Below are 21,446 nucleotides of genomic sequence, written 5' to 3' on the forward strand. Positions count from 1 at the left end.
CGGGGCGGTGGTGAGGAGACTGGCCGTCGCCGAGCTGCGTCAGACCATCGAGCGGGACAGTGCCATGGCCGCGTCGGGCTCATCGGTCACCGACGTCTGCTGACGACCGGGTGCCGGCGGCGGCACCAGCCGGCCACGCACCGCCAGCACCACCGTGCCCACCACCAGCGCGAGCAGCAGCGCCGTGGCCACGGCGACGGCTGCCACCGCGACCACCAGCACAGCCGTCTCGGGCCCGGAGTGCACCAGGCGCAGTCCTGAGTTGGCCATCGCAGCCAGCCCGAACGAGAACGCCCACAGCCCCGGCGTGAAGCCGGCGGCGAGCACCCACCGCCACAGCCGCAACATCAGGACCAGCTGCAGCAACCCGTACCCGAACAGCAGCAGCGCGACGGTGTCGAACCGCCCACCGTCCACCGACAGGTACGCGTAGCAGGCGACGAACGCCGGCGCGAGCTGCACGCCGACCACGCCGCGCGCCCGCGGCACCACCTCGCTCCCGGTGCGCAGCCGGTGCGTGATGATGGGCTCGAGCGTCAGCCAGGACACCACGCCCGCGCCGAGGAACAGGTACCCGAGCTGGTCGTGACCGGCGACGCCCAGGCCGATCGTGCTGATGAAGTTCGCCGCCACCAGCGGCAGGTAGAACCCCGGCGTCGTCGCCTCGAGCGGCTGCGTACCGGCCCACAGCGGCGCGACGCGGATCGCCGCGAACGCCACCTGGCCGGCGATGCCCGCCCACAGCAGCACCGCCGAGACCACCGGCACGTAGGGGTGCAGGCCGGCGGAGACGAGGACGCCGCCCGCCGGCAGCAGGCTGATGAACGAGAACGTCGCGGGGTCGCGCCACTCGGTGACGACTCCCTCCCACGCCCGCAGGCAGCGGTACGCGTAGATCAGGGTGAGCACCAGCCACACCGCGCAGCCGGCCAGCACGCCGACCTCGCCGACCCAGGCCGGGACCAGCCCGATGCTCGCGCCGTACCGCCACGCGCTGCCCAGGCCGAACACGCCGAGCACCATGCCGAAGAAGCTTGCGGGGACGCGGTGGAGCGTGCGCACGGGTGGTCCTTGGTCGGTCGGAGGGTCGCGGCGGTGGGCACGTCGCCCGTGACGGTCCGCCGCCGACCGTAACCCGGGGCCGGTGGACGCCGCCGGGCCCCTGGTCCTCGTGCTCGTGTGACGTCACCCACGTGCCCGGCCGGTCCGCCGCGGGCCGCTCGGTTAGCGTCGACCCATGATTGACCAGCAGCGTTACCCCCGCCGCTCCAGCGCCTCCGACCGCCGGCCGTTGCGGGTCGGGGTCCAGCTGCCGGAGGTCGAGCGGGACGTCCGCTGGCCGGAGCTGCTGGACCTGGCGCGCCGCGCCGAGGACGTCGGCCTGGATTCGGTGTGGGTGGGCGACCACCTGCTCTACCGCTTCGCGGACGGGTCCACCCGCGGGCCGTGGGAGGCGTGGTCGCTGCTCGCCGCGCTCGCGGCGTCCACGTCACGGGTGACCCTCGGCCCCCTGGTGGCGTGCACCGCCTTCCGCAACCCGGCGATGCTGGCGAAGGAGGCCACGACGATCGACGAGATCAGCGGCGGCCGCTTCGTGCTCGGCCTCGGCGCGGGGTGGAACCCGGTGGAGTTCGCCGCCTTCGGTTTGCCGTTCGACCACCGGATCGCGCGCTTCGAGGAGGCGTTCACCATCATCCGGTCGCTGCTGCGGGACGGTGCCGTGGACTTCGCGGGCCAGTACTTCTCCGCACGCGACTGCGAGCTGGTGCCGCGCGGCCCGACGCCGGGCGGCCCGGCGCTGATGATCGGCTCGATCGGGCCGCGCATGCTCGCGGCCACCGCCCCCCATGTCGACGCGTGGAACGCCTGGTTCGCCGACACGGGCAACACGCCGGACGGTGCCGCCGCGGCAGCGGGCCCTCTCGCGACGGCGCTGACGGCCGCGGGGCGGGCGTCCGACGAGGTGGTGCGCACCGTGGCCGTCCTGCTGCAGCTGCCGGGCGGTGCCGGTCGGACGATGGGGGACACCTCCGAGTCGCAGCAGGTGCGACCGCTGGCCGGCCCGCCCGAGGAGCTGGCTGCCGGGCTGCGGGCCTACGCCGACGCCGGCATCACCGAGGTGCAGCTGGTGCTCGACCCGATCACCGCGGACTCGATCGAGGCGCTCCGCCCGGTGCTCGCGGCGCTCGACGCCTGACGCCTCGCCCGGACGGCGATCCCGGCGCGGCCGCTCCGCCGCGGCGACGAAGTCGCTGATCACACCCCCGAACCGGAATGTGAAGGATCACACCGGACAGCACCACGGCGATCGACGACCTGGTCATCCTCGCTGGTGAGCGGGCACGTTACCCAATTGTGACCGCTCACAATCTTCCCCTACGGCCGATGTGAAGGTTAACGTCGCGCCCACGGACCTGGCTCAGCAGGTTTCCGGCTCAGTCCGGACGTGTCCGGGCTCAAAACAAGGAGGTTTTGAGGATGAGGAAGAGGCTGCTCGCTGGGCTGGCGCTGGCAGGGGCCATCGCGCTGGCGACGACGGGATGTTCGGGCTCCGCGACCGGCTCGACCGGCTCGACCGGCGGGAGCACGGCCGGTGGAGGTGCCGCCCACAAGGTGATCACGGTCGGGTTCGCGCAGACGGGCTCGGAGTCCGGGTGGCGCGCCGCCAACACGCAGTCGATGAAGGACGCGTTCTCCGAGGCGAACGGCTTCAAGCTGATCTTCAACGCCGCGGACAACAAGCAGGAGGCCCAGATCGCGGCCGTCCGCAGCTTCATCAACCAGGGCGTCGACGCCATCGTCATCGCGCCCATCACGGTGGACGGCTGGGACGACGTGCTCAAGGAGGCCAAGGCCGCCAAGATCCCGGTGATCCTCGAGGACCGGACGATCAACGTGTCCGACCCGAGCCTGTACGCCGCCTGGGTGGGCGACGACTTCAAGAAGGAGGGTGAGACCGCCGGCGCGTGGGCCAAGCAGAACGCGACGAGCCCGACCAACATGGTGGTGCTCGAGGGCACCACCGGCTCGGCCCCGGCGCTCGACCGTGCGACCGGCTTCACGGCCGGCTCGGCCGGTGCTCCGATCACGACCCTCGCCTCGCAGACCGGCAACTTCACGCGGGCCGACGGCAAGACCGTGATGGAGGGCTTCCTGCAGAAGTACGGCAACAAGATCCAGATGCTGTTCGCCCAGAACGACGACATGGGTCTGGGCGCGCTCGACGCGATCACCGCAGCCGGTCTGACCCCCGGCAAGGACATCAAGATCGTGACGATCGACGCCACGCACGACGGCCTGCAGGCGCTGGCCGACGGGAAGTTCAACTACGTCGTCGAGTGCAACCCGCTGCTCGGCGCGCAGGTGTCGGACCTGGTCAAGAAGGTCGTCGCCGGTCAGTCGGTGCCCAAGTCGCAGACCGCCACGGACCTGTCCTTCACGCAGGACCAGGCCAAGACGGCACTGCCCAGCCGCAAGTACTGACCGCCAGGCCCTGTCGACGGGCGGGGGCCGGCCTCGTGCCGGCCCCCGCCCCGGCCCCCCGTGAAGGAAGCCCCGATGTCCCTCACCGACGAGGAGACGACGAGCGATGCGCTCGTCGCGATGCGCGGCATCACCATCCAGTTCCCCGGGGTCAAGGCCCTGGACGACGTCGACCTCACGCTGCGCGGCGGTGAGATCCACGCCCTGATGGGTGAGAACGGCGCCGGCAAGTCGACGCTGATCAAGGCCCTCACCGGGGAGTACGCGGTCGACGCCGGCAGCATCGCCGTCGCCGGTGAGCAGCGCGTGTTCCACGGCACCGCCGATGCGCAGCAGGCCGGCGTGTCGACGGTGTACCAGGAGGTCAACCTCTGCGCGAACCTGTCGGTCGGCGAGAACGTCATGCTCGGCCACGAGGTGCGCCACGCGGGGCGGATCGACTGGCGAGCGACCCACCGGGCGGCGGTCGGCCACCTGCAGAACCTCGGCCTCCGGCTCGACACGCGCACCGCGCTGGGGAGCCACTCGATCGCCGTCCAGCAGCTCGTCGCGATCAGCCGTGCCATGGTGACCGAGGCGAAGGTGCTGGTGCTCGACGAGCCGACGTCCAGCCTGGACCGCGGTGAGGTGCAGCAGCTGTTCGCCGTGATGCGCGACCTGCAGTCGCGCGGTGTCGCCGTCCTGTTCGTCACGCACTTCCTCGACCAGGTGTTCGAGATCTCGGACCGGTGCACGGTGCTGCGCAACGGCCGGCTCGTCGGGGACTACCCGATCGACGAGCTGTCGCCCGGCCGCCTCGTCTCCCTGATGCTGGGCCGCGAGCTCGAGGACCTCGCCGCCCTGTCGGGCGCGTCCGACCGTCCGGTCGACAGGTCGGGCACCCCGGTGGTCCGCATGAAGGGGGCGGGCCGCAAGGGCCTCATCGAGCCCGTGGACGTCGACGTCTACCCGGGCGAGGTCGTGGGCATCGCCGGCCTGCTCGGGTCCGGCCGCACCGAGCTCGCGCGGGTGCTGGCCGGCGCGGAGCACGCCGACCAGGGCCAGATCGAGGTCGCCGGGAAGGCCGTCAGGCTGACCACGCCGCGGCACGGCATCGACCACGGCATCGCCTACTCGCCCGAGGACCGTCGCGCCGAGGGCATCCTCGGCGACCTGACCGTCGCGGAGAACATCGTGCTGGGCATCCAGGCCCGTAGGGGATGGCGCAAGGTGCGCAGGTCCGAGCAGGATGCGCTGGTGTCCGAGTACATCGCTGCTCTCGGCATCCGGCCCGCCAACCCGCACGTGCTCATCCGCAACCTCTCGGGCGGCAACCAGCAGAAGGTGCTGCTGGCCCGGTGGCTCGCCACCGCACCCGCGCTGCTGATCCTCGACGAGCCGACGCGCGGTATCGACGTCGGCGCCAAGGCGGACATCCAGAGCAAGGTCGCCGAGCTGTCCGAGCAGGGGCTGTCCGTCGTCTTCATCTCCTCGGAGCTCGAGGAGGTGCTGCGGCTGTCGCAACGGATCGTCGTGATGCGCGAGCACCGCAAGATCGGCGAGCTGGCCTCCAGCGAGACCGACGTCGACGGACTCATCGACTTCATCGCCCACGAGGGCCGGGAGGGAGCGGCGTGAACGCCGTCATGAAGCATCGGCTGTTCTGGCCGGTCGTGGTGCTGCTCGCGCTGATCCTGGTGAACACGCTGTCGCGGCCCAGCTTCGTCAGCATCACGGTGCAGGACGGGCGGCTGTACGGGTCGCTCGTCGACATCCTGCGCAACAGCGCACCGCTCATGCTGGTGGCGCTCGGCATGACGCTGGTGATCGCGACCCGCGGCATCGACCTGTCGGTCGGCGCGGTGATGGCGGTGTCGGGGGCCGTGGCGCTGCAGATCATCCAGGACTCGGGTGACGCGGCGAACCCCTCGGTGCTCGCGGTGGCGATCGGCGCGGGGTTGCTCGCCGGCCTGGCGTGCGGCCTGTGGAACGGCTTCCTCATCGCGGTGCTGGGCATCCAGCCGATCATCGCGACGCTCGTGCTGATGCTCGCCGGTCGCGGCATCGCGCTGCTGATCACGCGCGGCTTCATCACGACGATCAACAGCGACCCCTACAAGTTCATGGCGCAGGGCTACGTGGTCGGCCTGCCGTTCGCGTTCTACGTCTCGCTGGCGGCGATCGCGATCGTCGCCGTGATCGAGCGGCGCACGGCGCTCGGCGTGCTGACCGAGGCCGTCGGCATCAACCCGGAGGCCAGCCGGCTGGCCGGCGTGCGGGCCAGGGGCATCATCTGGGGCGCCTACGCCGCCAGCGGGCTGCTCGCCGGCTTCGCCGGCCTGCTCTACAGCTCCAACATCATGGCGGCGGACGCCAACGCGGCCGGTCTGTACATCGAGCTCGACGCGATCCTCGCGGTGGTGCTCGGCGGGACGTCCCTGGCCGGCGGCACGTTCAGCCTGGCCGGCACCGTCGTCGGCGTGTTCACCATCCAGACGCTGAAGTCGACCATCACGTTCCTCGGCGTGCCGCCGGCCGTCACGCCGGTGTTCATGGCGGCGGTCGTCGTGCTCGTCGTCCTCATCCAGTCCAGCCGGTTCCGGCGCTGGGTCGGCCGGCTCGGCGCTCGGCTGAGCGCCAGGTCCGCCCAGGCCGTCGAGCGAACGGAGGTCGCGTCATGACGAGCACGCAGACGGTTCTGACGGGCGAGCTGCGCGAGGTGACGCGCCCGCACCGGTTCATGGCCCGGCACGCCTCGTGGATCCCCGTGTTCGCGGCCGTCGGCATCCTCGTCGCGATGGTGGTCGGCGCTCAGCTGTACTTCGGCAAGTTCCTCACGCCGCGGCTGGTGTCGTCGATCCTGCTCGACAACTCCTACCTGCTGATCCTCGCCGTCGGCATGACGTTCGTGATCCTCACGGGCGGCATCGACCTGTCGGTCGGGGCGGTGATGTCGTTCACCGGGATGATGGGCGCCAGCCTGCTGCGGCAGGGGCTGCCGTCGTCCGTCGTCGCCCCGACGATGCTGGCGACCGGCGCCCTCATCGGGCTCGGCGTCGGCGTGCTGGTCCAGTACTTCGACGTGCAGCCGTTCATCGCGTCCCTGGCCGGGATGTTCCTGGCGCGCGGGCTCGGCTTCGTGGTGAGCCTGAACTCCATCAAGGTCACCGACCAGCCGATCCTGTGGCTCCAGGGCACCCGCTTGCAGGCCGGGTCCGGTTGGTACATCACGCCGACCGGGATCATCGCGCTGCTGGTCGTCCTGGTGGGGGCCGGGCTGCTGGCGTACACCCGGTTCGGGCGCACCGTGTACGCGGTCGGCGGCAACGAGCAGTCGGCGCGGCTGATGGGCCTGCCGGTCGCCCGCACCAAGCTGCTGGCGTACGTCGTCAGCGGTACGTGCGCGGGGCTCGCGGGGGTCATCTTCACCGCGTACACCGGCGCGGCCTACCCGCTGAACGGGATCGGCACCGAGCTCGACACGATCGCCGCGGTGGTGATCGGCGGGACGTTGCTGACCGGCGGCAGCGGGTTCGTCGTCGGCTCGATGATCGGCGTGTTCGTCTACGGGATGATCAAGACGATCATCAACTTCCTCGGCGTCGACCAGTCGTGGACCCGCATCACCATCGGCGCCCTGCTGCTGCTGTTCGTCGTGGTCCAGCGCCTGATCGTGGCCAGGTCGGCACGGCGCAGATAGGCCCGGCCGTGGCCCGTCGGGGCGCCGTGCGGGCCACGGCATGATGAGCACCATGGAGGACGCGCAGCCGCTGGTGCAGGTCACCGGCGCGACCGTGCGCTTCCGGTCGGACACCGCGCTGGACGGCGTCGACTTCCGGATGTTCGCCGGCGAGGTCCACTCGTTGATGGGCGAGAACGGCGCCGGCAAGTCCACGCTGATCAAGGCGCTCACCGGTGCGCTGGCGCTGGACGCCGGCGAGGTCCGCCTCGGCGGCGAGGTGGTGCGGTTCGCCACGCCGCACGACGCGCACCTGGCCGGCATCAGCACCGTCTACCAGGAGATCGACCTCCTGCCGAACCTGACGGTCGCGGAGAACATCGCGCTCGGCCGCGAGCCGCGCAACCGCGTCGGGGCCATCGACTGGGCCGCGACCCGCCGCCTCGCGCACGACGCGCTCGCGGCCCTCGGCCTGGAGATCGACCCCGCGTCGGTGCTCGGCACCCACCCGCTGGCCGTGCAGCAGCTCGTCGCGATCGCCCGCGCCATCTCGACGGACGTCAAGGTGCTGGTGCTCGACGAGCCCACGTCGAGCCTGGACCTCGACGAGGTCGCCGAGCTGTTCCGCGTCATCCGCGAGCTCAAGGCGCGTGGCGTCGCGATCCTGTTCGTCTCGCACTTCCTCGACCAGGTGTACGAGATCTGCGACCGCATCACGGTGCTGCGCAACGGGCGGCTGGTCGGCGAGTACCTGACCACCGAGCTGCTGCGGATCGACCTGGTGCAGAAGATGCTGGGCCGGTCCGCCGCCGCGCTGGCCGAGCGGCAGGCGTTCGACGCGCCCGACGACGACCCGTCCGTGACGCTGAGCGCCCGTGGCATCACCGTGCTGCCGGGCATCGCCGACGCGGACGTCGACCTGGTCGAGGGCGAGGTGCTCGGCGTCGCGGGCCTGCTCGGCTCCGGCCGGACCAAGCTCGCCCGCGCCCTGACCGGGGTCGACCGGCTGGAGGCCGGCATCATTCGCATCGACGGGCGGGAGCGGCGCCTGTCCAGCCCGCGCCGGGCGCTGTCCCTCGGCGTCGTCTACTCCTCGGAGAACCGCCGCACCGAGGGGCTGATCGGCGAGCTGAGCGTGCTGGAGAACATCACGCTGGCCCTGCAGGCGCAGCGCGGGGTGCTGCGCCGGATCCGGTCGGCACGCCAGCGGGAGCTCGCGGCGAGCTGGGTCGAGGCGCTGGACATCCGCCCGCCGGACCTCGACCGGCCGGTCGCCAGCCTGTCCGGCGGCAACCAGCAGAAGGTGCTGCTCGCCCGGCTGCTGGCGCTGTCCCCCCGGGTGATCGTGCTCGACGAGCCGACGCGGGGCATCGACGTGGGCGCCAAGGTGGAGATCCAGAACCTGGTGGGCGAGCTGGCCGACAACGGGCTGTCCGTCGTGTTCATCTCGGCGGAGCTGGAGGAGGTGCTGCGGGTCGGCACGCGGGTGGCGATCCTGCAGGACGGCCGCGTCGTCGACGTCGTGCCGTCCGAGGGCCTGACGACGGACTCGCTGCTCGCCATGGTGGCCCGGTCCGAGGGGGACGAGGCATGAGCGGCGACGGCTCCCGCGCCGCGAACATCCTGGACGTCGCCCGGCTCGCGGGCGTCTCGCACCAGACGGTCTCGCGCGTGCTGAACGACCTGCCGAACGTGCGGCCCGCCACGCGCGCCCGCGTCGAGCAGGCGATCGCGCAGCTGCGCTACAGCCCGTCACCGCAGGCGCGTGCGCTGGTGACCCGTCGCACCCGGACGATCGGCCTGGTCACACCGATGGCCGCCGACTTCGGGCCGACGTCGGTGGCGATGAACTTCAACGTCGCGGCCCGTGCCGCCCGCTACAACGTCGAGACGGTCAGCCTGCTCGACACCGACCCGACCGACGTGCGGGCGATCGTCGAGAGCCTGCTGCGCCAGCGGGTGGACGCCATCGTGTTCGTCGTCGCCGACGCCGACGTGCTCGAGCTGGTCCGCGGCCTGGACCTGAGCGTCCCCGTGGTCGCCGCAGCGTCCACCGCGCGCCGCAGCCCGTTGTTCGTGTCGATCGACCAGTACCGGGGTGCCCGCTCCGCCGTCCGCCACCTGGCCGAGCTCGGCCACGAGCGGATCGTGCACCTGGCCGGCCCGCAGCGGGCGGCCGACGCGATCGAGCGCGTGCGCGGCTGGCGCGACGAGCTCGCGGAGCGCCGGCTGGAGATCGTCGCCCCGCTGCACGGCGACTGGTCGGCGGCCAGCGGCTACCGGCTGGGTGCCGAGCTGGACGTCGGGCCCGGGTCGGCCGTCTTCGTCGCCAACGACCACATGGCGATCGGCGTCCTGTCGGCGCTGCGCGAGCGCGGCCTGCGCGTACCGGACGACGTCAGCGTGGTCGGGTTCGACGACGTCCCCGAGTCCGGGTACCTCTACCCGGCGCTCACGACCGTGCGGCAGGACTTCGCCGCGCTGGGCGAGCTGATGATGCAGAAGGTGCTGGTCGCCGTCGAGGAGCCGGACAGCGTCACCGTGGACACCCCGCTGCCGACGCACCTGGTGGTCCGCCAGTCCACCCGCGCGGCAGCGCGCTGAGCCGTCCCGGCCGGCGAACGACCTGGTCGGCAGGCATCGGTCGGCCGCGCGAGCGTCGGGGGCTCGCGTCTACCGGGGCGGCAGCTCCGGGACGGTGCTGCCGCCCTTGTTGCTCACCTCGCGGTCCCCGATCGGTGCGGCGAGCCGGACGTCGACGTCGCGGAACACCCCGTTGGCCGTGCTCGAGCCACCCGCGCGGTGGTACGAGGCAGCGACGACGACGGCGGTGTCCGACTCGGAGACGATCGCGGCCCGGGCGTCGGTGTCGTTCACGCCGGTCACGATGGTGATGGTCAGGGAGGTCGCGTCGTGGGACGACGCGTTCCATCCGTACGCGGCCGCCTCGGTCCTGCTCGCGGCGCACCCGCCGACGACGGTGGCGAGAACGACGAGTTCCACGATCGCCGAGGCGGCACGTGACCGGAAGAGGTGGCTGCCCACGGCGCCACCTTAGGAAGTCCGAAGCCTCCGGAGAGGCAAGTGGGCCCGACCGCGCGGGGCGGCGTTCGACGACCGTCTCATAGATTCACGGCGTGACGAAGCCGTACGCCGCGCTCCTTCGGGGCATCAACGTCGGGGGCAGCAAGAAGCTGCCGATGGCCCAGCTGCGGGCCTTGCTCGCCGCGCTGGGCCACGGCGACGTCCGCACCTACCTGCAGAGCGGCAACGCCTTCTTCACCAGCGACCACGACGACGAAGCGGCGCTCGCCGGACAGCTCCGGCAGGCGATCGCCGCGCGTTTCGGGTTCGACGTCGAGGTGCTGGTGCGGGACCACGACTACCTGACGGCCGTCGTCGAGGCCTGCCCGTTCCCGGCGGCGTCGCTGCGGGGCAAGCAGCTGCACGTCACGTACCTCTCCGAGCGCGTCGACGAGTCCCGCCTCGCGTCCCTCGACCGGGCGGCGTTCCTCCCGGAGGAGTTTCGGCTCGGCGACCGAGCGCTCTACCTCTACGCCCCGGACGGTCTGGGCCGCTCCCCGTTCGGCGAGGCGCTGGCGAGGTCGGGACCGTCGAAGGGTGTCGTCGCGACCAGCCGCAACTGGAACACCGTGCTGAAGCTGGTCGAGCTGACGGAGCCGTAGCCACCGCGAGGCCGCCCAGGCTCCGGGGGCCACTCGGAACGTCACCATCGCCGCGCCGTCCAGGCTCGGGGCGTGCGTGACGGCGATACTCGTCCTCGTGCGAGGGCGCCGCGCAGTCCAGGTTGTGCTCGCGTCGTCTCTGCTGGCTGGTTGTGCGCATCCGTTGGGCGCGCCCATCGCGCTTCCGTCTCCTGGGGCCGACGCCCGGACAGTCCTCTCCGTCTACCTGCAGGCTCTCAGAGCGGGAGACTGTCGGACCGCAAGACAGCTGGCCGCCTCCAGCTTCTCGTTCGGCAACGGCGAGCTCTGCGGGCACCTCAAGGTGCTGCCGTACACGGAACCGGGCCAGCCAGCGCTCCCTGGCGACGGCGAGGCGATCTTCTCTACCGTGCTGACGGTCGCCGGTGCTGATGCCTCGATGAACAACGGGAAGAACACCCGGTTCTACGACCTGAAGCAGCAGCCGGACGGGCAGTGGCGGCTCGTCGGCGGCGGTTCGGGCCCGTAGCGGCTGCTCGTTACCCGGCCGAGCCCCCCGTCGACCGACAGGCAGCGAGTGCGGCGGCAACGTCGGCCCAGGGCGCCACCGGCTCCCGCGGGTCGTCGCGCCCGAGCGTGCTCATCCAGGCGTCGATGGCGCGGCCTCGCTCGACGAGCAGATGGGGGACGAAGGAGGGCACCGGGAAGCCGTTGCGCCAGACCGCCTTGGCGCTGCCCCAGTTGTACGCGTGGGCCTGCCAGCGGAGCAGCTGCCAGCCCAACGTGTCGAAGGTGTGCTCGACGACCAGCCGGACGGCCTCGGACATGACGCCGCGACCACGGAAGGCGGGATGCGTGACGAAGCCCAGGCTCCCAGCGCCAGCGTCGACGGGGAGCGTGCGCAGATCGATGGTGCCGGCGTACCGGCCGTCCACGTCGATCGCCCAGGAGATCGCATCCGCCGACGCCTCGAGCAGACCGGACACGTACTGCGCGGCCATCGCAGGTGTGTACTCCAGCGGGATCGTCGTGAACTGCCGCGTCACCGGGTCGACGCAGCGCTCGTACACGGCATCCACGTCGGACATCGTGTGCGGGCGCAGCGTCACGGCAGCGCCGCGGAGCACCGGGATGGAGTTCGCCACTGTCACGCTGTCAACCTACGCGAGCGTGCCGTGAGCCCCGCGTGCGCGCGACTCGCCGCAGCAGGGCGGCACCTGCAGGCAGAACTGCAACCACGGACGTTGGCCGGTTGGTCGGTGGAACGACGAAGGGCCCGCACCCACATCGCTGCAGATCACCGGCTCTTCGGACGTTAAGGGGCGGAGGATGGGGGATTCGAACCCCCGAGGCTGTTACACCAACACGCTTTCCAAGTGCCCGCCCGGGGACGGAGGCGGACGACGGGGGATGCGTCGGTGCAGGTCGCGGCGTTGCGGGGTCGCCCGTTCATGACGCCGGACAGCCCCGCGCCGAGGACAACTGCAACCAGAACTGCAACCACGTCGCTCCTCGCGGCGCCGTTCCCGTGAGGGGCCTACGCCGTTGGCCACTCGAAGCTGGCCACGCGGATGCCGCTGTCGGCCCGCGCCTGCCTGGGCCGCATCTTGAACTTGTTGCGACGTGCCGCGCCGCTCGCCTGGCGTCCTTGGACAGCAACCTGCATCGAGCCCGCAGCGATCGCGGCAAGCAGCGCGGGAGTGTTCGGGATCCAGAACGCTTCTACGCTGATGGCGCGGAACCCGGCCTTCATACGCCGGTGATGAGTGGAGTTCTCGCTCTCCCGCAGGTTGCGACCGCCTGAAACCCTGAGGGCTCGGTGCCATGCCCGAAACGAGCCGTCTTCGTCTTCAGTGGCGATGCCGTTGATCACAAGGAACCCGAGGCCTTGGTCCTCGATGCACTCGCGAACGGCCTGCTCGTCGTTGAGGATCGTCTCGTTCTCGATGGGCGAGAGCGCACCGGTCGACGGGGTGAGCCAGCGCTCGGTGTGTGCCTTGAGGTCCCACACGTGGTTGAGCGCGTAGTCGAAGGTCGTGTTCGGGCCGTACGCGACCCTGGGCGCTACAGGTGCCGGTGGAAAGGCGTTCTGGAGGATCGATCGGCCTCGCGCTTCGTAGAACCAGCCCTGCCACTCCGTTTGGAATCGGCTGGGCAGGCTCTCGTCGACCATCCACTGCACAGCATCCCGGCCGTCCCAGTGCGGTTGGCCCCTCTTCTTCGGACTGAAGCCGGCGTGAAGGGCTGCGGCGAGGGCGTGGCCCTCGTCCTCGGCGGTGAGTAGCAGCTTCGCGGCGCTGGTACCGAGCAACCCAAGATGGCGCTCGGCGCCAGCGAGGACCGTGTTCAGTCCGACGAGCTGGATCGTCTCTCCGGTCGACGCGCATGCATCGGTCCAGGGAACGCCGAGCACAGCGGCGAGTGACGCGCCGAGGTTCGTCTTGGTTCTCTGGTCGATGCGGGGATCGCCCGGGAAGAGATTGTCGGCGAGGTTCAGGAAGACGGACTTGTGCTCCTTGGCGCCCGGACCGAGCCACTCAACTGGTGCGTTCGTGAGCCGGGCTATGCGGGTCACGGCCTCGATCTTCGACCGGGCGGGCTCGAAGGATTCCCACTCTGGGCCTTCGAGGGCGCTCGGGATGTCGGCACGCAGGCGCCGAAGCGATCCGCCGCGATAGGCGTCCGTCGCTCCCTCGAGCAGAGCGTTGAGCCCGTTCAGGTTGACCATGTTCAGATTGGTGAACCGCGACGGGTACCACTCGACATCGAGCGCCTCGGCGATCCGCTCAGCGGTCGCGGCAGGCGTCCTGACGATGTCGATGTCGAGTTCGAGAGCGTCCCGCAAGGCTGTTAGCGCGCCCTTGCCAGCTCGGCGGCCTCCTGGGCCGCGCTGAGGCTTTCGGCCGGTGAGCGCATAGATCCGCTCGATGGCCTCGGCCTCCGACTCGGCGGGGATGAAGAAGGGGCGGTCGGCCGCCTGGTTTGGCACGGCAACATTCGATCAGGTGGCGGGTCGGCTGTCGCCGGAACACGCCTGGCAGTCAGCTGCGTGGCGGAGCCGTGACGGGTTCTCGGACGTCGCTCAGGAGGCGCGCGCCAGGGCGCCTTCGCGGGCTGCGCCGATCTTCTCCAACTCGATGTCGGGGTTGGGGTCCGAGGCCAGCACTGAGTCCACGATGTGCGGGGCGATCACGGCGATGTCGTCCTTGTCGCGCATGACGTGCTGGCGGAAGACGTAGTAGGCGGCACCGACGTTGACGCCGTTGCCCATCTGCTTGTAGCTGGCGGCGTCGACCTGGTCGCCGAAGTCGAACCAGTCAGGCAGCCCCTGCAGCCGGGCCGCCTCGCGAGGGGTGATCCGTCGGCTTCGCTCGCCGATGACGCTTGTCTGCGTGATCGCGACGAGAGCGGGCAGGTAAGTGGGCCGCTTCGCACGAATGCCGGAGGGTCGGAAGTGCATGACGGTCTGTGCGAGAGACTTGGCGTCCTGTGCCTGCCACTCCAGCTTGCGCCGCGAAGCCGGTAGGTCCGCGAGGCCGTCGTGGTCGGAGAGCCATGCGTCGATCACGTGGCGGTGGCGGACGTAGAAGGCGCTGTTCTTGACGAGGAAGTCGGCCTTCCACGCGGGGGTTCCGCGAGGGATGTGCGGGACGGGGCGGAAGTCATCGGCCCAGATCGGGAAGCCGGGCAGCCGCTCGCCATCCTCGAGTCGCGGCAGGATCCGCTGCACGAAGTCCTCCCACACGGCCACCCACTCGAGTTCTGGAACCGACAACGCGTAGCGGTCGAGGTCCGCGATGCTGTCGTCGGGGTCGAGCGGAAGGTCGCGAGCTACGTTCCACTGCAGCGGACTCCAATTGCCGACCGGGCGGTTCTCGACGAGGACGCCGTCGTCGGACTCGCGCCAGGCCCGGTCTCGGCCCACGTACGTTCCTGTGATGAACACGCGCTCGCGGACCTGAGGCCGACCGCCCAGTTCGCGTGGCAGCAGGTGCGGCGAGAAGACCGTCGGTGTGCTCGACACGCGGTACCCGAGGTCGCGGAGCGACCGGATGATCGTCTTCCAGGTGGTCTCGCGGTGACGCGGGCCAGCCAGGTTTCGCACGTTCTCCAGGAGGATGACCGGCGGCTGGATCTCCTCCAGCACGCGGCAGATGTTCCAGAAGAGCGTCCCTCGGGTCTCGTCCATCCCGCGCTGGAAGCCAGACTTCGAGAAGGGTTGGCAGGGGAACCCCGCCGCGAGGACGTCGTGTTCCGCAACCGCCATGCGTCCCTCCGTCAGGGGGACGATGTTGCCGGCGTTCGGGGGAGCATCCCAGTTGCGCCCGTAGACCCGGGCCGCGTCGGCGTCGATCTCGGAGACGAACGTGCAGTCGCCACCTAGTGCGCTGAGAGCGGCGTGGAAGCCTCCGATCCCTGCGAACAGGTCGGCGAACGTGAACGACATGCGGGTCAGCTTACCCGGCGCGTCTGACAGGGCACGCGCTGGGTCGGGGCGAGTCGCCGCGGCCCTACCGCCAAGGACGGACCAGTCGAGCGGAAGTGCAGGTTGAACAGCGTGCATGGTCGGACGCCTCCCTCTAGTCACGTGCGAGCGAGGGCGCGAGCGTAGGGACGACCTAGGCCAAGCCGAGCCACGCGTAAGCTCTGCTGTGGACGGAATCGAGAGGTCACCCATGCTGTGGGCGGTCGGCGCTCCCTCTGGGAGTAGGGGGTTGCGGTGACGGAGGCAGGGCCCGTGTTCCATGTGCCGCCGCACCCGGGCTCTTCGAGTGCAGCTGTGTCGCGTCGGATGAGCCGGCTACCTCGTCGCGACAACGCCGCCGAGCTCGCTGTCCGTCGTATCTTGCACGCCCACGGCCTGCGCTATCGCGTCGTGTTTCCGGTCAGCGGCCGACCGAGGCGGAGCATCGACATCGCGTTCACCCGGGCCATGGTGGCCGTGTTCATCGACGGCTGCTATTGGCACGGATGCCCCGAGCACGGGACCCAGCCATCGGCAAACTCGGAGTGGTGGCGCACAAAAATAGCCGCGAATCAGGCGCGAGACGTCGACACCAGCGAGCACCTCGCGAACTTGGGCTGGACCGTGCTGCGTTTTTGGGAGCACGTGCCGGCAGAAGATGTGGCCACGCGCGTGTCGAGAGTAGTCTCCGAACGAGTCTCCGCTGTCGCGGCCGCGACTTCAATGCCGCAAGGAGGCTGACGACCGAACGTCTAGAGTGGGTGTCGCGGCCGGGCGAGAATGCGCACACCGTCACCGGTCCTTCCGTGGACGGTCGAGAGCGTCGACGGGTTGTGCCCGGGCGACCTCCCGTAACCCCGCCAACTCGTCCTCCACAAAACGCACAATCTCGGGCCACTCGGGCCACTCGTCAGGTCTGGCATCAGACAACTGCCACGCAATTCGTCGCCGGTCCCAGACGTAGGTCATGTCCGCCCCGGCTCGTTCCCACCATGGGTCCCGTGGGCGCATGAGAAAGGGGATCGCAAATCCCACCTGAGGATTGGCCTTAATCCTTAACCACTCGCGCCAGTCACCAGGAATCACATCCCGCGGTTTCTTCACGAAGTTCCGCTGCACCGTGTTTTGCACGAGGAGAATAGGAAAGGCAATCTGCGGATCCGGGAAACGGCGCCAGCCGACTACATCCACACCGGCGTCGCGGGACTCCTTGTAGGCCTCTTTGCTCCGGCGCTTCACGCCGATCTGTCGGGCGAGCCACTTGATCGCCTTCGGGAACTTGGCTGGACGCCCACCTCGCGGCGGCCACCCGAAGACTACCGCCACCGAGCCGGCTCCGAGTGCTGCGAGAACGACCTCCCTAATAACAGCGTCGAACAGCGGATCCGAACGCTCGTAGTCGCCCTTCGTGCGAAGCGGGGTCTGACGCAGCGAGAGCAAAAGCAGAAATGCATAGATGACTCCGACCGGGCTGCGATCAAGCGTCACCCCCCCGGCCGTGACGCTGTACGGGTAGAGTCGGCCGATGGCTTTGGCGCGCTGTTCTATCTCTCCAAGCGCAAACTCGAGATCCTCCTCTGCAGGCGCTTGCCCGCTTGTCCACGTATCGCGGACCTCCGCCAAGGAAATGTTTGCGTCGGCAGACACAAGAAGTTCTGCCTCAATGTAGTTGGCCAGCTCGAACGGATCGCTGGAGGCGGGCGGTCCTATCAGAGTCACGGGCGCTCAGCCCCCGACGTATACCGCCGGAGAAGTGACGTGATCTGCTGTATGCCTTCGAGTGTTGCAGGGCCAATTGTCCAACCATTCGGGCTCGGCGCGCCTCTTAGTGCCTTCAGTGCCGTGGTTACCGCAGCGTGGAGTTGTTCGGCGGGTTCGTCGATTGCTGCCAGCGCCAACTCGAGATCCCGAGTGTGTCTCAGCACCTCAAGGCCGCGGCCATCGGGACGTGCCAGAACCTTGGAAAGGTCGCCTAGTTGACGGGAGTCGGTAATTATCCGATCGTCGCTCTCCGCTGCCTCACCGAAGATGTAGCTGAGGACTTCACGAAGACGAGCGCCGTATGAATCAGGGATGGGCCACTTCGAAGGGTCAACATTTCGAGGCGCCGGAGCGCCGATAAACTCCCTGATGCCCTGTCTGGACATCGCGTTATTGAGGATGCCAAAGCGCGCTTTTGCGCGCGCCGTGTCGATTTGGAATCGTTCCTCGGCTTGTCGGAGCAAGTCGTAGTCGCGGTACATCGAACGGACGGCGGTACTGCCCTTGCCCACAAGATCCGCCACCTCTTCGAGCGGCTTGCGCTCATCGTCGACCAGGCTGGCGATGTAGCGCGCCTGGGCGAACGCCGCCCACGGTTCGATGCCCGAGATGTGGCGGTACCCGAGGAGTGGCGCGATCGTCTCTTCGTCTCGTACTACGAGGACAGGAAACGTTCCGCTGTAGTCCCCACTGGGTAGTGACGCCCATCCGCGCTTCTTTTCAGACACGGCTGCCCGCAACTGGGGATCTTTCAGAATCTTGAGGGCTGTGAGGCGCCGGTTACCTTCAATGACGCGGAACTTGTCGCCGTGCTGTACGGCGATCATTGGCTCGCTTAGAAAATACTGGTGGCGGGCGATGGACTCGGCGATGGGCAGTGGGTTGTACCTGCTCGCCATGACTTCAGCCAGTTTCGCCTGGCTCGCGTCCGAGTCGGGATTGTCGAGATCCACAGCGCCCTGCTCATCTGGGCGCAGCCTTGGATTGCGCCAGTCAAGAAGCAACTTGTTGATCGGAAGCATCATCAAGGCGCCACGGTCCTCGGATGTCACGAGGACACGCTATCGGCCAGCGTCGTCGAGGACTGACGCCACACGACCTCCAGCTCGTCTGGGCCTGCGGCTCTTCTCTGTGGCTCTTCTCCGCGACACGTCTTGCACGGTGTGCGGCACCGCGCCCACCCTGCTCGTCTCCGTCGATCGGTGATGGCAGTCGCTGCCGTCACTTGAACCCCTGTGGTGCGCGATGTTCACCAGTTCGCCTGAGCCGAACCCCGCGCCGGGCAGGTTCCGGTCGCCGAGAGTGACGTGTTTCGGATGCGGGAGGTCGCCCGAGCTCGCGAGGTCGTCGTTCCGAGGAGCGAAGAGACCCCGTCCATCTCGTTTCGGGATGTGAGACACAGTCTCAAATTGCCCGCTCGGACCGCCGCCCGCGTCGCGTGTTGGTCGTCCGCTGCACACGTATGTGTATGGGGAACTCCAACGTCGACGGTTCGCCGCCGTCGGACCGACGGCTGGGCCGCGAGCGGGATCGACAACGACATCGACAGCGAGCCGATTCACGACCGCCATATCGACAGCTCGATCACCGGCCCGTCGTCGTCCGGCAGTCGTCCGCCGAGATGCCTGAGGGCGGTGGCTCCAGGTGCTGGCGATCCGCAAGCTGAGCGTCGGCGACGGCTACCAGTACCTGTCGCGTCAGGTCGCCACCGGCGACGTGCAAGTAGCCGGAGCAGAAGCGCTCGCCGACTACTACGCCGCCTCGGGTACCGCGCCCGGACGGTGGTACGGCAGCGGGCTCAAGGGGCTGGCTGCCGGCATCAAGGAGGGCGACACCGTCACGCCGGAGGCGATGACGCGCGTGTTCCGCGACGGCCGCGACCCCACGTCGGGCGAGCCGCTCGGCGTCCCGTTCGACGAGCAGCACGGCGGCACGGGCCACGCCGTCGCCGGGTTCGACCTCGTCTTCACCGTCCCCAAGTCCGCATCGGTGCTGTGGGCGCTGGGCGACGAGGTCACGCGCAAAGCCGTGGTGACCGCCCATCACGCTGCTCTGCGCCAGTGCGTCGCGTTCCTCGAGGACAAAGTGGTCCGCACTCGGGTCGGAGCGGGCGGCACTCGCCAGATCCGGACGGCGGGCCTCGTCGCGGCGGCGTTCGAGCACGTCGACTCCCGACTCAACGATCCGAACCTGCACACGCACCTCGTCGTCGCCAACAAGGTCCAGGGCGCCGATGGCACGTGGCGCTCGTTGGACGGGCGCACGATCCTCGCCGCCACGGTCGCCGTCAGCGAGCTCTACGACGGCCTCTACGCCGACGAGCTCTCGCGCCGGCTGCCCGTCACCTGGCACCTGCGCGACCGGGGCGAGCGGCGCATCCCAGCCTTCGCGATCGACGGTCTGCCCGACGAGCTGCTCCACCACTTCTCCGGACGCGCGGGGCAGATCGACGCCGCCCAGACCGCCTGGGAGACGGGATTCACCGCCCGCCGCGGCCGGCGGCCCACGCCGCTGGAAGTGATCAGAAAGCGCGACCAGCTCACGCGCGCCACGCGTCCGGCGAAGGTCCTCAGACCGCTGGCCGAGCTGTTCGAGGAGTGGGCGAACCGGGCACGGGCGCTGACCGGCCGCGAGCCACGCGACCTCGCGGCCCGTGCCCTCGTCGGCGACTACGGCCGACCGCTTGCGGCGCACGATGTCGCCGACGAGACGTTTGATGCCCTTGTCGCACAGGTGGTCGCCGATGTGCAGGCTCGGGCCGCCACCTTCACCGAGTGGAACCTGACGGCGGCCGCGTCGCGCGCCACCCGCGAGCTACGCATGGCCTCGCCGGGCGAGCGGGTGGCGCTCGTCGGCCGGCTCGTGGTCGGCGCGGCCGCCCGGTGCGTGCGTCTCGACGACGGCCACGTCGGCCGCGTGGGGGAGCAGCGCTACTCGACCCCGGCGATCCTCGCCGCGGAGCAGGATCTGCTCACCACCGCACGGGCACCGCTGCCGTTGAGTGTGCCCAACCACATCCAGGTCCGGTGGGCGTGGCGGGACGGCCCGCCGCTGACCGCAGACCAGCAGAACGCCGTCGCCGCGGTGCTGACCTCCGGTCGTGTCGTCGACACCGTCGTGGGAGCTGCCGGCACCGGCAAGACGACCACGCTGCGCGCTATCGCCGACGGCTGGCTGATGTTCCACCGCTGCGAGATCCTCGCCCTCGCGCCGTCAGCAACCGCCGCACGCGTGCTCGGCGAGGCCCTCGGGATCCGGGCCGAGACGGGCGCCAAGTGGCTGTACGAGTCGCGGCGGTCGGTCGGCGACCCGCAATGGCAGTTGTCCCGCGGCCAGCTCGTCGTGCTGGACGAAGCCTCGCTCGCCGACACTCCCACGCTGGCCGCGCTCAGCCGCCAGGCAGCCGAAGTGGGCGCCAAGCTCCTGCTCGTCGGCGACCCCGCACAACGACCGGCGGTAGGCCCGGGCGGTGGGTTCGGCATGCTGGCGCACCAGCACACCACTGCCCGGCTGACGGTGCTGCACCGGTTCGTCCACGCGTGGGAGGGCGACGCGACGCTCCAGGTTCGCGTCGGCGATGCCACAGTGATCGGCACCTACCAGCGCGAGGACCGGATCACCGCAGGGACGCACGACGAGCTGCTCACCCAGGCGGTGACCGCGGCAGCTGAGGACACCGAGGCCGGTCGCGTCGTGCTGCTGCAGGCGGCGGACAACCGAACGGTTCACGACCTCAACACCCGCGCCCAGGCTCTGGCCATCAACGACGGCCGCGTTGCCGGCGAGCACCGGGTGCCGTTGTCCGACGACTCGAGCGCGAGCGCGGGAGACCAGGTGGTGACTCGTCGCAATGACCGACGGCTCCACACCCCTGATGGCTACGTCCGCAACGGCGAGCTGTGGGACGTGGTGTCGACCGGCGCGGACGGGTCGCTCACGGTGCGATCTCTTGATCCCCGCTCGGATGCCGTCGTCCGGCTCCCCGCCCGCTACGTAGCCGAGCACGTCGAGCTCGGCTACGCCACTACCACCGCCCGCGCTCAGGGCGCGACGGTCGACGTGAGCCGGACGGTCGTCACCCCGGCGATGTCCCGTGAAGACCTCTACGTGGCGATCACCCGCGGCCGCGAGCACAACCAGATCTACGTGCCCGTAGTCCCCGATGACCCGGACCGCCCGCCGGGACGCCCGCTCGCGCAGAGCGCGGCGGAGACCTTGCGGACCGTCCTGGCCACGACCCGAGCCCCGATGACAGCGCTCGAGACGTGGGCTGCCCACCATCCCGGCGAGCCCCTGTTCATCCCGGCGAACCGACCACAACCCGACCGGATCTCGACCTATCCACCGATGCAGCCCTACCCCTCGACACCAGCGCCCGCCCGGGCACCTGCTGGACGAGTGGTCGAGCTGTGAA

Annotated in this window: 18 protein-coding genes; 11 read left to right on the forward strand and 7 right to left on the reverse strand. The window is 69.8% G+C overall.

The features are described from left to right. Positions 1–39 precede the first annotated feature (39 nt). Positions 40–1,062, reverse strand: a complete 1,023-nt coding sequence (gene tehA, locus ACFQTY_RS08395) for a dicarboxylate transporter/tellurite-resistance protein TehA (protein WP_378099349.1) — start codon at positions 1,060–1,062, stop codon at positions 40–42. 175 nt (positions 1,063–1,237) lie between these two features. Here tehA and ACFQTY_RS08400 point away from each other — a divergent pair, with 175 nt between their 5' ends. The 7 genes from ACFQTY_RS08400 to ACFQTY_RS08430 all read left to right on the forward strand — a co-directional run bounded on the left by ACFQTY_RS08400 (position 1,238) and on the right by ACFQTY_RS08430 (position 9,745). Then, positions 1,238–2,197: an LLM class flavin-dependent oxidoreductase gene (locus ACFQTY_RS08400; protein WP_378099351.1), complete on the forward strand. Its 960-nt coding sequence runs from the start codon at positions 1,238–1,240 to the stop codon at positions 2,195–2,197. Positions 2,198–2,478: 281 nt separating this feature from the next. Next, on the forward strand, positions 2,479–3,483 hold the full coding sequence (locus ACFQTY_RS08405) for an ABC transporter substrate-binding protein (RefSeq protein WP_378099353.1): 1,005 nt from the start codon (positions 2,479–2,481) through the stop codon (positions 3,481–3,483). A gap of 75 nt (positions 3,484–3,558) precedes the next feature. Then, positions 3,559–5,100: a sugar ABC transporter ATP-binding protein gene (locus tag ACFQTY_RS08410; RefSeq protein WP_378099355.1), complete on the forward strand. Its 1,542-nt coding sequence runs from the start codon at positions 3,559–3,561 to the stop codon at positions 5,098–5,100. Continuing rightward, positions 5,097–6,143, forward strand: a complete 1,047-nt coding sequence (locus ACFQTY_RS08415; RefSeq protein ID WP_378099358.1) for an ABC transporter permease — start codon at positions 5,097–5,099, stop codon at positions 6,141–6,143. Before ACFQTY_RS08410 ends, ACFQTY_RS08415 begins: the two co-directional genes overlap by 4 nt. Next, positions 6,140–7,162, forward strand: coding sequence for a sugar ABC transporter permease YjfF (locus ACFQTY_RS08420; protein ID WP_378099360.1), 1,023 nt, complete (start codon positions 6,140–6,142; stop codon positions 7,160–7,162). Before ACFQTY_RS08415 ends, ACFQTY_RS08420 begins: the two co-directional genes overlap by 4 nt. A gap of 43 nt (positions 7,163–7,205) precedes the next feature. Beyond that, positions 7,206–8,735 carry a sugar ABC transporter ATP-binding protein gene (locus tag ACFQTY_RS08425; RefSeq protein WP_378099362.1) on the forward strand — a complete coding sequence of 510 codons (1,530 nt, stop codon included), beginning with the start codon at positions 7,206–7,208 and terminating at the stop codon, positions 8,733–8,735. After that, complete coding sequence (locus ACFQTY_RS08430) at positions 8,732–9,745, forward strand: LacI family DNA-binding transcriptional regulator (protein WP_378099364.1); 1,014 nt, start codon at positions 8,732–8,734, stop codon at positions 9,743–9,745. The genes ACFQTY_RS08425 and ACFQTY_RS08430 overlap by 4 nt, the downstream gene beginning before the upstream one ends. Before the next feature lie 69 nt (positions 9,746–9,814). Here the strand turns inward: ACFQTY_RS08430 and ACFQTY_RS08435 are convergent, their stop codons facing one another. Beyond that, positions 9,815–10,186, reverse strand: a complete 372-nt coding sequence (locus ACFQTY_RS08435) for a hypothetical protein (protein WP_378099366.1) — start codon at positions 10,184–10,186, stop codon at positions 9,815–9,817. 92 nt (positions 10,187–10,278) lie between these two features. Here ACFQTY_RS08435 and ACFQTY_RS08440 point away from each other — a divergent pair, with 92 nt between their 5' ends. Together ACFQTY_RS08440 and ACFQTY_RS08445 are read left to right on the forward strand one after the other, a co-directional pair. Then, the gene (locus ACFQTY_RS08440) at positions 10,279–10,827 is read left to right on the forward strand and encodes a DUF1697 domain-containing protein (RefSeq protein WP_378099368.1); all 549 of its coding nucleotides are present in this window, start codon (positions 10,279–10,281) and stop codon (positions 10,825–10,827) included. Positions 10,828–11,149: 322 nt separating this feature from the next. Then, on the forward strand, positions 11,150–11,335 hold the full coding sequence (locus ACFQTY_RS08445; protein WP_378099370.1) for a hypothetical protein: 186 nt from the start codon (positions 11,150–11,152) through the stop codon (positions 11,333–11,335). Between the two features lie 10 nt (positions 11,336–11,345). On the opposite strand, the gene ACFQTY_RS08450 is transcribed toward ACFQTY_RS08445, so the two are convergent. The 3 genes from ACFQTY_RS08450 to ACFQTY_RS08460 all read right to left on the reverse strand — a co-directional run bounded on the left by ACFQTY_RS08450 (position 11,346) and on the right by ACFQTY_RS08460 (position 15,253). Continuing rightward, complete coding sequence (locus ACFQTY_RS08450; RefSeq protein WP_378099373.1) at positions 11,346–11,957, reverse strand: GNAT family N-acetyltransferase; 612 nt, start codon at positions 11,955–11,957, stop codon at positions 11,346–11,348. Between the two features lie 386 nt (positions 11,958–12,343). Next, entirely contained in the window at positions 12,344–13,795 is a 1,452-nt protein-coding gene (locus tag ACFQTY_RS08455; RefSeq protein ID WP_378099375.1) for a hypothetical protein, read from the reverse strand. A 93-nt stretch (positions 13,796–13,888) separates the two neighbouring features. Next, positions 13,889–15,253, reverse strand: coding sequence for a DNA cytosine methyltransferase (locus ACFQTY_RS08460; RefSeq protein ID WP_378099377.1), 1,365 nt, complete (start codon positions 15,251–15,253; stop codon positions 13,889–13,891). A gap of 291 nt (positions 15,254–15,544) precedes the next feature. Between ACFQTY_RS08460 and ACFQTY_RS08465 the strand changes: the two genes are divergently transcribed. Further along, positions 15,545–16,012: a very short patch repair endonuclease gene (locus ACFQTY_RS08465; protein WP_378099379.1), complete on the forward strand. Its 468-nt coding sequence runs from the start codon at positions 15,545–15,547 to the stop codon at positions 16,010–16,012. Between the two features lie 51 nt (positions 16,013–16,063). On the opposite strand, the gene ACFQTY_RS08470 is transcribed toward ACFQTY_RS08465, so the two are convergent. Both ACFQTY_RS08470 and ACFQTY_RS08475 read right to left on the reverse strand, forming a co-directional pair. Then, the gene (locus ACFQTY_RS08470) at positions 16,064–16,990 is read right to left on the reverse strand and encodes a hypothetical protein (protein WP_378099380.1); all 927 of its coding nucleotides are present in this window, start codon (positions 16,988–16,990) and stop codon (positions 16,064–16,066) included. Next, positions 16,987–18,084, reverse strand: a complete 1,098-nt coding sequence (locus tag ACFQTY_RS08475) for a hypothetical protein (RefSeq protein WP_378099381.1) — start codon at positions 18,082–18,084, stop codon at positions 16,987–16,989. The genes ACFQTY_RS08470 and ACFQTY_RS08475 overlap by 4 nt, the downstream gene beginning before the upstream one ends. Positions 18,085–18,676: 592 nt before the next feature. Between ACFQTY_RS08475 and mobF the strand changes: the two genes are divergently transcribed. Continuing rightward, entirely contained in the window at positions 18,677–21,445 is a 2,769-nt protein-coding gene (mobF, locus tag ACFQTY_RS08480; protein WP_378099383.1) for a MobF family relaxase, read from the forward strand. Position 21,446 lies beyond the last annotated feature (1 nt).

This window comes from Cellulomonas sp. T2.31MG-18 (genome assembly GCF_964266755.1).
Lineage (GTDB): Bacteria > Actinomycetota > Actinomycetes > Actinomycetales > Cellulomonadaceae > Cellulomonas.